The sequence below is a fragment of the Halarchaeum sp. P4 genome (assembly GCF_051195175.1).
Lineage (GTDB): Archaea > Halobacteriota > Halobacteria > Halobacteriales > Halobacteriaceae > Halarchaeum.
In genome coordinates, this window is record NZ_JBNTKC010000006.1 from 124,933 (window position 1) to 135,890 (window position 10,958).

The window sequence follows — 10,958 nt, forward strand, 5'->3', positions numbered from 1 at the left end:
CTACTCCTCCAGCGCCTCGACGGCCGCTCGCTCCGGGAGCGCCGGGACGACTTCCTCCTCGGTGGTCGCGAGCGACCCGACGCGACAGCCGAACGCCATCGCGTCCGCCAGCGACATGCCCTCGTGGAGGCCGACGGCGAACCCCGCGTTGAACGCGTCGCCCGCGCCCGTCGGGTCCACGACGTCGACACTCGGTGCCGGCACGGACTCGACGCCGTCCGCGGTGAGCGCGATTGCGCCGTTCGGACCCTGCGTCAGCACGACGGTGCCCGCGCCCATCTCGCGGAGTTCGCGCGCCACCGTCTCGTCGTCCACGTCGTCGTCCGGTTCGCGGCCCGCGACGACGCGCGCCTCGCTCTCGTTCGGCGTGAGGTAATCCGCCTTCGCCACCACGTCACTGGGTAAATCGTGGCCGGGCGCCGGGTTCAGAATCGCCGTCGTGCCCACGTCGTTCGCGACGTCGAGCGCCGCCTCCGCCGCCTCGACGGGAATCTCCAACTGGGTGAGCAGGACGTCCGCGTCCGCGATGGCGTCGCGTGCGGCCTCGACCTCTGTCCGGCCGAGCGTGTCGTTCGCGCCGCCCGCGACGACGATTTGGTTCTCGCCCTGGTCGTCCACGAGGATGAACGCGACGCCCGTCGTCGCGCCCGGAACGTGCTCGGCGTGCTCGGCGTCGACGCCCTCGCGCTCCCAGAGCTCCTCCGCGTCCTCGGCGTACCGGTCGTCCCCAAGCCGGCCGACGAACGCGGACTCGACGCCGAGGCGCGACACCGCGACGGCCTGATTCGACCCCTTGCCGCCGGCGCCCTCCGCGAACGACGACGCCGAGATGGTCTCCCCGACGACTGGGAACCGCTCCACTTGCATCGTCAATCCCGCCACGTACGACCCCACGACTACGATGGACATTCGAGTAGGAGTCAGCGGGCCGTCCGCCTAAACCGTACCGAACCCGACCGGTTACTCGGGTTCCGCGACGGCGTTCTCCAGGGTCTCGTACGCGCCCGTCTCGTCCACCGTGTCGAGGTTGCGCGCGAGGATGTCCGCGCAGCGCTCGTAGTACTCGGGCGTGCTCCCCGCCATGTGCGGCGTGATGTGGACGTTGTCGAACGACCAGAGCGGGTGGTCCTCCGGGAGGGGTTCGGGGTCGGTGACGTCGAGCGCGGCGCCGCCGAGTTTGTTGCTCCGCAGCGCGCCGAGGAGGGCGTCCGTGTCGACGACGCCGCCGCGCGCGACGTTCACGAGGACGGCGTCCGGCGCGAGCGTCGCGAACGCGTCGTCGTCGATGAGGCCCTCGGTGGTGTCGGTGAGCGGGCACGCGAGCACGAGGTAGTCCGTGCGGGCGAGCGCCGCCTCGAAGTCCGGGCCGTCGAAGCCGACGACTTCGTCCGTCGGACCGCCCTTCTCGGGCGAGTAGCGCACGCCGATCGTGTCGACGCCGAACGGTTCGAGGCGCGCGACGACCCCCTTCCCGATGGCGCCGAGGCCGACGACCGTGACCGTCGAGCCCTTCAACTCGGTCGCCTGATAGTGCTCCCAGCGCGGCTCCTGCTGGCGGCGCCACCCCTCATCGAGGCGGCGCGCGAACACGAGGAGGTTCCCAACGACCTGCTCGGCCATGTTCGGGACGTGGACGCCCGAGGCGTTCGTGACGACGGCGCCGCGCGCCGTGATGTCCGCCAGCGGCAGGTGCTCGTAGCCCGCGGAGATGGCGGCGAACAGGTCGAGGTTCTCCGCGCGCTCGAGGAGGTCGGCGTCGAGGCCACCACCCGTCACGACGTCCGCCTTGGGAATCAACTCGTGCTCCTCGCTCCGGGTTCGTGCGAGGACGACTTCATCGTCGGGCCGGCGCTCGCGAATCGCGTCGGCGTACTCGCGCATCGGCATGCCGTGCGTCCCCTCGCGCAGGACGAGAATCGTGTGCTCGCTCATGGTCGTTCGTCCGGCGAACGCGGCATAACTGTACCGCCGACGGCAGGGGTCGGGGGATACTGCCTTGTACCCCGCGCTCGCTCTCACGCGTATGACCGACCGGACTGGCGCCGACGTCCTCTACGACGCCCTCCGCGAGGCCGGCGTCGAGGTGCTCGTCGGCCTCCCGGGCACTCAGACGCTCCCACTCGACCGGGTCGTCGCCGAACGCGACGGGATGGAGTACGTGATGGCGCGCCACGAAACGGCGATTCCGCACGTCGCGTGGGGCTACTACGAGACGACCGGCCGCCCGGCCGCCACTCTAACCGTGCCGGGCCCGGGCGACACGAACGCGATGCACGGCCTGAAGAACGCCGCCGAGGACTGCGTGCCGATACTCCACGTCTCCGCGGACGTCGCGCCCGCCGAGCGTGGGAAGGGCCCGATTCACGAACTCGACCCCGAGACGTTCGACACCGTCGTGAAGGAGAACGTCTCCGTCGAGCGCGCCGTCGACCTCCCGAGCGCCGTCGCGGCGGGCATCGAGACGGCGCTCACCGAACCCTACGGTCCCGTCCGCCTCGGCGTCCCGTCGCCCCTGCTCGCCGGCAGCGTCGGCGACGCGCCGGACGCGAGCGTCACGCCGGAAACCCGGACGTACGACAACGCTGACGCCTACGCGGCGGCGCGCGCCCTGCTCGACGACGCCGAGCGCCCCCTCGTCTACGCGGGCGGCGGCGCGCGGCGTTCTACTGGCGGTGCCGCGGCCGCCCGCAGAATCGCCGCACGCCTCGACGCGCCCGTCCTCACCTCCTACAAGGGCAAGGGCGTCGTCCCCGGGGACGACCCCCGCCACCTCGGCGTCACGGGGAGCCACACGCCCGCCGGCGCCGTCGCCACGCTCGATGCCGCGGACGTCGTGCTCGCCCTCGGGACGGACTTCGACGGCGTCACCACCGACCACTGGTCGCTCGCGATGGGCGACGCGCTGATTCACGTCACGCTCTCGCTCGACGACATCGACGCCGCCTACGACGCGGACGTCGCCATCGTCGACGACGTCGCGAACGCCGCCGACCGACTGCGCGACGGCCTCGACTCCGATGGTGGGTGGGACGGCGCGCAGGTCGGCCGCTCGGTCCGCGAGGAGTACCACGCACACCTCAGCGAGCGGGGATTGCTCGACGCCGAACGCGCGCCCGCGGTGACGCCCGCGCTCCTGCGCACCGTCCGGGATGCCGTCCCGCGCGACGTGCCGGTGACGACGGACGTCGGGGGGTTTCGCCTCTGGTCGATGCAGGCCTTCGAGGCCTACGCCCCGGAGACGTTCGTCACTGCAGGGTCGTGGGCGGGTATGGGCGTCGGCCTCCCCGCCGCTATCGGCGCGGCCGTCGGGCGCGACGACGACGCCCCTGTCGTCTGCCTCACCGGCGACGGCGGTCTCATGATGTGCCTGCACGAACTCCACACCGTCGCCGAGGAGGGTCTGAACGTCGTCACCGTCGTCTCGAACAACGCCGACTACGGCGTCATCTCGAAGTCCCCGAAGATCCGCGAGTCCGAATCCGAGGCGTTCGCGTGGGAGCGCGCCGACCTCGCCGCCGTCGCGGAGGGGATGGGCGTGCGTGGGACGACCGTGCACACCGCCCGCGAGGCCGGCGACGCCGTCGCCGCCGCGCTCGAGCGGGACGGCCCCGACCTCGTCGACGTCACCGTCGAGTCCGACGAACCCTCCGCGGCCGCGGCGAGCGACTACGAGAGCGACCTCGACTTCGCGTAGGACGCCACTCCCGCGCCGGCTGGTTCCGCGAGGAAACCACACGTACTGCTAAATACCGCCCGACCCGACGTTGACGTAGCCGTGCATGCCCCCGTTCGACGGACGGCCCTCCGGCTGCACGACCGGGTCGGGCCAGTCGGCCGCCGACTCGCCACCGCGTGTCTGGCCACCGGCTACGCCGGGTTCGCGCTCGCCGTCGTCGCGCCCGACCTGCTGGACGCGGTGCGTGGCGTCACCCCGGGTGGAACCGTCAACGCCGTCGCCTACCTCGTCACGTTCGCCTACCCATCAACCTACGCGCTCCTAGCGCTCGTCGCCGCGGCCGGTGCCGTCACCGTGCGCGGCGCCGGGTCGGCGTGGAGTCGCCGCGACCGCGTCCACGTCTACCTCGCCGTCGCGTTCGCCGAGTGGGACGTCCACCACCTCCTCTATATCGCCGCGCCGCTGACGCTGTTCTGGGCGCTCGTCTCGCCCCTGTTGGGGCCGGCGTACGCGATTCCCGTCTGGGCGATGCTCTGCGTCGACGTCGTCGGTATCCTCGTCGGAAACCGGTACATGTGGTATCACGACCCGGGCGACCTGCCTCCCGGCGCGCACGGCGACGGCGCCGACTGACTGTGTGCTTCGACACGTCTGCGGTTGCCCCGGACACTCCGGGTCACGTCGACGCCGTCGCCGTCCGTATCGCGCCCTTCTTGTCGCCGTCCCGTGAATTCGGGGACGAATGCTCGATCGCTTCCGTTCAGACCCCGGCGCGCTCGCGCCGTTCGTGCTGGTGCTCGCCATCCTCGCGGGCGGCAGCGCGGCCATCCTCATCCGGTGGAGTGGCGCGCCGACGGCGACACAGGTCTTCTATCGGCTCTTCTTCACGACGGCGGCCGTCGCGCCCGTCGCCTACCTCCGGCACCGCGAGGCGTTCCGGGCCGTCTCCGCGCGCGACCTGCTCGTGAGCGTCGTCTCCGGCGTCATCCTCGCCGGTCACTTCCTCGTCTTCTTCAAGAGCGTGAACTGGACGACGGTGGCCGCCGCGACGACGCTCACTCAACTCCACGCCGCCATCGTGCCGCTCGGCGCGTTCGTCCTCCTCGACGAACGCGTCTCCCGCCGGATGGTCGCCGGTCTCACCGTCGCGCTCGCCGGCGTCGCGCTGCTCTCGACGGGTGGCGTCTTCGTCAGCTCCCTGCTCGGCGGCCCACGACCCCTCCTCGGCAACTCCTTCGCCGTCCTCGCGGCCATCGGCTTCGCCGGCTACACGCTCGCCGGACGCTCCGTCCGCCAGCGCCTCCCGCTCTTCCCTTACGTGACAGTCGTCTACGCCATCGCGACGCTCGCCGTCGGCGTCTTCGCCGTCGGTACCGGCGTCCCGATTGCACACCCCTTCCCGCTTCGCGAATGGCTCATCTTCCTCGGCCTCGCCGCCGGGCCCGGCCTCCTCACGCACACGGGGTTCAACTGGTCGCTCGAGCACGTCGACGCCAGCGTCGGGAGCGCCGCGATGCTCGGCACGCCCGTCGTCAGCACGCTTCTCGCCGCGCTTCTCCTCGATGAGGTGCCGTCAGTCGTCACGCTCGTCGGGGGTGCCGTCGCCCTCACGGGCGTCTACTTCGTCGCCACCGGCGCCCCGGGGGGCAACGCCTAAGGGCCTGACACTCGCGCGCTCGACTGTGAGCGACAGCGACACACTCTCCGACTCGGTCGCGCTCGTCACGGGCGCGAGCTCCGGCATCGGCGAAGCGACTGCGCGCGAACTCGCCTCGCGCGGCGCGGACGTCACGATCAGCGCACGACGTACTGGTCGCCTCGAAGCGCTCCGGGACGAACTCACCGACGACTACGATGTCGACGTGCTCGTCCACCCGGCGGACGTCACCGACGCCGACGCCGTTGAGGACCTCGTCTCGGACGCCGTCGACACACTCGGTGGCCTCGACATTGTGGTGAACAACGCCGGTCTCGGGCGCGACGAGACGACCATCGAGGACCTCGACCTCGACGCGTACCACCAGATGATGGCGGTGAACTGCGACGGGATGTTCTACGTCGCGCGCGCGGCGATGCCCCACCTGAAGGAGAGTAAGGGAAACCTGATTTTCCTAGGTAGTATGTCCGGGCAGTATCCGCGGCCGGCGAGCCCGGTCTACGCGGCGACGAAATGGTGGACGCGCGGCCTCGCGTTGAGCGTGCAGGCGAACGCCGGCACCGAGGGCGTCGGCGTCACCGCGGTCAACCCGACGGAGGTCCGCACCGAGTTCGGGAGCGAGGACGGCGCGGCGTTCAGCGAGCAACTCGACCCCGGCGAGGCCGCATCACCCGCGGACGTCGCGGACGCCATCGCGTTCGCCGCCGAGCAGGAGGACCCGAACGTCGTCCAGGAGCTCGACCTGTTCCGCCGCGACAAGTTCGCGGACTGGTGAGGCCGTCCGCGGAACCGTTTTCCCGACCCCGTGAGCCGTCCGGTCGGTCCGTTCGTTCGTCCTGGTCGTCCACGTCGACGCACTGTGTGTGCCACACGACCAACGCGGCTGGACAGCCCGCCCGACCAGCAGACCTTAGCAGTACTACTGCACAGTCTGTCTGAACAGTAATACTGGACAGTATTGCTGAGTGGGTGTGTTGGGCGGGTCGAGTGAGTGGTGCGATTGCGTACGTCGGCTGCGGAGGCGCGCTAGCCGACGCGACTGTGTGAGCGTTCGACTCCGGCCGTTCACGCGCTGGGTTCGCCGAGACTCGCGGGCGCGTCCGACCCGTCGGACCGTCTGCGGAGCGCACTTCGGCCGTCCGTCCGCGGAGCCGCCCCGCATGGTCGTGCCCCCGACCGTCGTGCGCGACCACCGTAGTTAACTCCTCGCACCGAGTCTCCCCGCTACTGTGAGCACGGACAGACTCGCGCGCACGGGCGACGCCGTCGACTGGGCGCTCCGCATCGCCGTCCTCGGCGTCGTCGCCGCCGGCGTCCGACAGCGCAACCCCGGCGCAGTGGTGAACGGCCTCGTCGCGTTCGTCGCGACGTTCCTCCCCACTGCCCTCCGGCGCGCCTTCGGCTTCTCCTTCGGACCCGGCCACCGCGTCTGGCTCTCCGGGTCGATGCTCCTCCACGCCACCGGGATGCTCGGACCCTACGACGACGTCTGGTGGTGGGACCACGTCACGCACACGCTCTCCGCGTCGCTCGTCGGCTCGCTCGTCCATCTCTTCGCGCGCCGCCACGACAGAGACCCGACGCGCTACGTCCTCGGCGTCACCGTCGGCGCGGGACTCCTCTGGGAGGTGCTGGAGTTCGTCGTCCACACCGCCGCCGAGCGCTTCGGTTTCGAGCCCCTCCTCATCCAGTACGGCCGGCGCGACACGCTCGACGACGTCGCCTTCGACCTCGTCGGCGCGCTGCTCGTCGTCTGCTTCGGCGACAGCGTCCTCGACGACGTGGTCGACGCCGAACGCGACGGTGAGTGACACACGCGGGCCCCCGACTGGCGGCCCGTCGGTGCTTCTCCCCCCGGAACCCGCGTGTGAGGCGGCGGCAGGCGTGGTCGGCCCCCGACGAGACTGGACCGCCCGTCACTGCCGTCGCCCACGGGGAGCGACACTAGCCCCGATGATAGTTTCACCCCTGACCTGTCTACTGGTCTATCTGATCGACATTCCGAAATGTGACAGTCCTCCCGAAACGTGCAGTTATGAGCATGCGGACCTATGTCCGTGACGTGAGGGCTGTACCGATTACCTATGTCAGGTAAAGAACCTGACCCACACGGGACGATATCCGCCGTCGCCGAGCGCTACGACCTGCTCGCCGCGCTCCTCGATGGCTCCCCAACCCGTCGCGAACTCGCCGCCGACCTCGGCGTCTCCAAGTCCACGGTCTACCGCGCACTCACCGAACTCGCCGACAACGGCGTCCTCACGGAGAACGGCAGTCGCTACCGACCCACCCTCTACGGGTGGCTCGTCTTCCGGCGCTACCAGCGTCTCCTCGAGACTGTCGGCCAGTATCGGCCGTCCGGCTTCCTCGCGAGCGCCGTCGCCGACAGCCCCATCGACCCGACACTGCTCCTCGACGCCGACGTCGACGTACCCGACCGGAACGCGCCCGACAGACTCCTCGAGACGATACGCGACGTCGTCACCGACGCCACCCGCCTCCGCGGGTTCAGCCCCGTCGTCCGCGACGACTTCGTCACGATGTTCGCCGACGACACCGCCCCCGACTTCGAGGCCGAGCTCGTCCTCGAGCGCCCCGCGCTGCAGGCCCTCCGCGACGACTACGCCGCCGACGGCCGCCTCGCTGACGCCGATGACGCCGTCTCCCTCCGCCACGTCGACACCACCCTCCCCTTCGGTCTGCTCGCCGTCGAGGAACCGACGCCGGCCGTCCTCGTCGTCGTCTTCGGCCCGACCGGTGCGGTTCAGGGTATCGTCCGCACCTGCTCCGAGGACGCGTACACGTGGGCCACTGAGACGTACGAGGAGTACTACGCGGCGAGCGCGCCCGCGTCGCTCCACGACGACCGCTGAGGGCGGACCGTCGTCGCCGCGACCGGTAGTGTCAAGTGCCCTACTGAGACAGTCGTCAGCATGACACGACCGTCAGAGAGTCCGTCGTCCCGAACGTCGGTCCGCCAGACCATCACGGGCATGGCGCGCCGCGCGAACCCCGCGTTCGCGCTCGCCGTCGTCGCGATACCGGTCCTCGCGCTCGTCTACAGCGTCACCGCCGCGAGCGTCCAGCAACACACCTACGTCCACGTCATGGCCGGCGTCCTCTGGACGGGCATCGACGTCTTCATGGCCGCCGTCATCGGCCCCGTCCTCGGCGGCCTCGACCCACGTGTTCGGGCCGCCGTCTTCGAGAAGTTCACGCCGAAACTCTTCTTCGTCATGCCGACGCTCGCGACCATCACCACCTTCGGCGGTATCACGCTCGCGATGCGGATGGGCGTCTTCCCACACGCGATGCCGTGGCTCGCGCTCTTCACCGCAGCCGTCACCGTCCCGTCGCTCCTCAGTATCGGCTACCAGTTCGACGCCTTCCGCGACTGGCGGTGGCTCGCGTGGTTCGCGCTCGCCGTCGTCGGCAGCGGTGCCTTCCTCCTCACCACGATGGGGAGCTTCGCGATGACGAGTCCCGTCATGGTGCTCGTCCTCGTCGTCATCACCCTCCTCACCGTCGTCGGCAACGGCGTCCTCATGCCCGGCGAAGTGCGCATCTATCGCCAGATAACCTCCGAGAACCCAGACACCGACCTCATCGGCGAAATCGGCCTTCGCAACGCCAAACTCTCCGGCCTCCAGGGCGTCCTCCAGTTCGTCATTATCGCCGCGATGGTCTACCTCCGCTGGGGCGGCCTCCCGCTCTGAGCGACGCCGCGAAAGAGTGGAAATAGCCATAAAATATACTCTCTCGCTATTCGACCAGTCTTCCTTCCAATTCTTATTACTGATATTAGAGATACTGGACCGGACGGAGAAACTGGTATAAACCTGCTGTCTGTTTCACTTTTGAACGAATTTCACCCTTCTACTGGTTCTTTCTGAACTTGTACCCTCTCTATGGGACTACTTCCACGGCTGACTACCCGATAGACATCTCTGACATCTGTTGCATTCACCCGGGACTACGCGATGTCGACTGCTTCCTCCGCCTCGCGGAGTAGTTCTTGGACGCGGACGGGTTCGTCGCGTTCGCTGGACTCGATGGCGGCCTCGACGAGCGCCACCGACTGGAGGTTGTCGCGGACATTCGTCGCCATCGGCTCGCCGCCGTCGAGCCACTCGCAGAACTGGCCGACGAGCCACGTGTTCGACCAATGCTCACGCTCGTCGAGCGGAATCGCCTCGGGGTCGTCGTCACCGCGCCCCCAGCGCTCGGGGTTCTCCTGATGGGCGTGGCGGACGAGGTCGCGGTCATCGAGAATCAGCGTCGCGTCCCGGCACTCCGCGCGGACGTAGTCCTGTCCCCAGTTGTTCAGGCCGACGGCGTTCGCCTTCGCCCCCTCCCAACTGACGCGGACGCCGTTCTCCATGCGCATCTGGACGAGCGCCTGACAGTCGCCGTCGTACTCCGCCCACTCGGGCAGCCACGTGTCCGCGTAGACCGTCTCGCAGCGTTCACCCGCTATGTCCGCGAGGAAGTCGAGTTGGTGGACGGCGCCGTCCACGAGGAGCGGGTGGTCCATGTCGTGGCGGAACGCCCCCCACTCGCCGTACTCGCGGAGGTCGCAGGTGAAGCGCCCGACCATGTAGTCGAGCGGGCCGTTGCGCTCCTCGCGGAGTTCGCGCCGGAGCGTCGTCTTGTCCGCGTCGAAGCGGTGACTCATCGTCACGCCCATCTTCGCGCCCGCGCGCTCGACCTTTTCGGCGATGCGCACCGAAGCCTCGAGCGTGTCCGCGATGGGTTTCTCGGAGAGCACGTCGAGGTCGTGCTCGAGCGCCGCGTCCACGACCTCCTCGTGAATCCACGGCGGGACGACGACCGTACAGAAGTCCGCCTCGGGGTGTGCGGCGAACGCCTCCTCGATGTCCGTGTAACACTCCTCGGGCGAGAGCCCGAGACCCTCGATAGCGTTCTCGTGGGCGTCCTCGTCCACGTCGACCGCGGCGACGGGCTCGATGCGCCCGGCTTCGACGTGCGGCGCGAGGAACGCCCGACACCAGTTCTCGCCCTGCCCGCCCGTGCCGACCTGAACCACGTTGTACGACATCTGTGAACACTCCTCTGCACGCCGACGCATAAAGCTACCTGCGCCGCTCCCGTGCGCGAGCCACTGCCCTGGACATCCGTCGACACCGGACAAAATATTCGGACGGCCCCCACTCTGTTCTCCACCAGCGAACGTGCGCCGGTCGTCGGTGAACCTGTTCTGCCTACCCACGAGTTGCGGACGGCGCGCGAACCTCCCGATCCACCCGTCATAACTGATGGTCGTATGGCTGTAAACCTCCTCTCAACCCTGCACCGCCGTTCACGAAAAGAGAACGACCGTCCGATATGACCGATCGGTAGTTACGAATACGTGACGTTCAGCTCGATGACGTTGACGGTCTCGAGGAGGCGCTCGGGGAGTTCCTCCTCGAAGAGTTCGCCCTGGAGTCGGTTGGTCGGGCCGGCGATGCTGACCGCGCCGAGGACGCGGTCCTCGTTGCTGAGGATGGGCGCGGCGACACAGCGCAGGCCGCGGAGACGCTCCTCATCGTCGATGGCGTAGCCACGCTCGCGGGTGCGTTCGAGTTCCGCGAACAGTTCCTCCTCGTCGGTGATAGTGGCCGG

11 protein-coding genes are annotated in these 10,958 nt (G+C 69.2%); 7 read left to right on the forward strand and 4 right to left on the reverse strand.

The features are described 5' to 3' along the window. Positions 1-909, reverse strand: a complete 909-nt coding sequence (locus ACQUS8_RS15750) for a ribokinase (protein WP_435102858.1) — start codon at positions 907-909, stop codon at positions 1-3. A gap of 51 nt (positions 910-960) precedes the next feature. Further along, positions 961-1,932 carry a D-2-hydroxyacid dehydrogenase gene (locus tag ACQUS8_RS15755; RefSeq protein ID WP_435102860.1) on the reverse strand — a complete coding sequence of 324 codons (972 nt, stop codon included), beginning with the start codon at positions 1,930-1,932 and terminating at the stop codon, positions 961-963. A gap of 91 nt (positions 1,933-2,023) precedes the next feature. Here ACQUS8_RS15755 and ACQUS8_RS15760 point away from each other — a divergent pair, with 91 nt between their 5' ends. From ACQUS8_RS15760 to ACQUS8_RS15790, 7 genes are all read left to right on the forward strand, one after another. Continuing rightward, positions 2,024-3,694, forward strand: coding sequence for a thiamine pyrophosphate-binding protein (locus tag ACQUS8_RS15760; RefSeq protein WP_435102862.1), 1,671 nt, complete (start codon positions 2,024-2,026; stop codon positions 3,692-3,694). A gap of 81 nt (positions 3,695-3,775) precedes the next feature. Further along, a complete protein-coding gene (locus ACQUS8_RS15765) occupies positions 3,776-4,309 on the forward strand; it encodes a hypothetical protein (RefSeq protein WP_435102864.1) in 534 nt (177 codons plus the stop codon). Between the two features lie 109 nt (positions 4,310-4,418). Next, complete coding sequence (locus tag ACQUS8_RS15770; protein WP_435102866.1) at positions 4,419-5,333, forward strand: DMT family transporter; 915 nt, start codon at positions 4,419-4,421, stop codon at positions 5,331-5,333. A gap of 25 nt (positions 5,334-5,358) precedes the next feature. Further along, on the forward strand, positions 5,359-6,108 hold the full coding sequence (locus ACQUS8_RS15775) for an SDR family oxidoreductase (RefSeq protein ID WP_435102868.1): 750 nt from the start codon (positions 5,359-5,361) through the stop codon (positions 6,106-6,108). 454 nt (positions 6,109-6,562) lie between these two features. Continuing rightward, positions 6,563-7,144 (forward strand): hypothetical protein, encoded by a 582-nt coding sequence (locus ACQUS8_RS15780; protein ID WP_435102870.1) that lies wholly within the window; start codon positions 6,563-6,565, stop codon positions 7,142-7,144. A gap of 273 nt (positions 7,145-7,417) precedes the next feature. Further along, a complete protein-coding gene (locus ACQUS8_RS15785) occupies positions 7,418-8,206 on the forward strand; it encodes a helix-turn-helix transcriptional regulator (protein WP_435102872.1) in 789 nt (262 codons plus the stop codon). Positions 8,207-8,326: 120 nt separating this feature from the next. Beyond that, complete coding sequence (locus tag ACQUS8_RS15790; RefSeq protein WP_435102878.1) at positions 8,327-9,049, forward strand: hypothetical protein; 723 nt, start codon at positions 8,327-8,329, stop codon at positions 9,047-9,049. A 257-nt stretch (positions 9,050-9,306) separates the two neighbouring features. On the opposite strand, the gene ACQUS8_RS15795 is transcribed toward ACQUS8_RS15790, so the two are convergent. Both ACQUS8_RS15795 and ACQUS8_RS15800 read right to left on the reverse strand, forming a co-directional pair. Further along, on the reverse strand, positions 9,307-10,392 hold the full coding sequence (locus ACQUS8_RS15795; protein WP_435102874.1) for a Gfo/Idh/MocA family protein: 1,086 nt from the start codon (positions 10,390-10,392) through the stop codon (positions 9,307-9,309). A 302-nt stretch (positions 10,393-10,694) separates the two neighbouring features. Further along, positions 10,695-10,958: IclR family transcriptional regulator domain-containing protein (locus ACQUS8_RS15800; RefSeq protein WP_435102876.1), on the reverse strand; the 264-nt coding region annotated here is incomplete at its 5' end.

Coding starts and splice junctions, on each gene's coding strand:
- ACQUS8_RS15750 (WP_435102858.1), bottom strand. CDS start 909: ATGTCCATCGTAGTCGTGGGGTCGTACGTGGCGGGATTGACGATGCAA.
- ACQUS8_RS15755 (WP_435102860.1), bottom strand. CDS start 1,932: ATGAGCGAGCACACGATTCTCGTCCTGCGCGAGGGGACGCACGGCATG.
- ACQUS8_RS15760 (WP_435102862.1), top strand. CDS start 2,024: ATGACCGACCGGACTGGCGCCGACGTCCTCTACGACGCCCTCCGCGAG.
- ACQUS8_RS15770 (WP_435102866.1), top strand. CDS start 4,419: ATGCTCGATCGCTTCCGTTCAGACCCCGGCGCGCTCGCGCCGTTCGTG.
- ACQUS8_RS15785 (WP_435102872.1), top strand. CDS start 7,418: ATGTCAGGTAAAGAACCTGACCCACACGGGACGATATCCGCCGTCGCC.
- ACQUS8_RS15790 (WP_435102878.1), top strand. CDS start 8,327: ATGGCGCGCCGCGCGAACCCCGCGTTCGCGCTCGCCGTCGTCGCGATA.
- ACQUS8_RS15795 (WP_435102874.1), bottom strand. CDS start 10,392: ATGTCGTACAACGTGGTTCAGGTCGGCACGGGCGGGCAGGGCGAGAAC.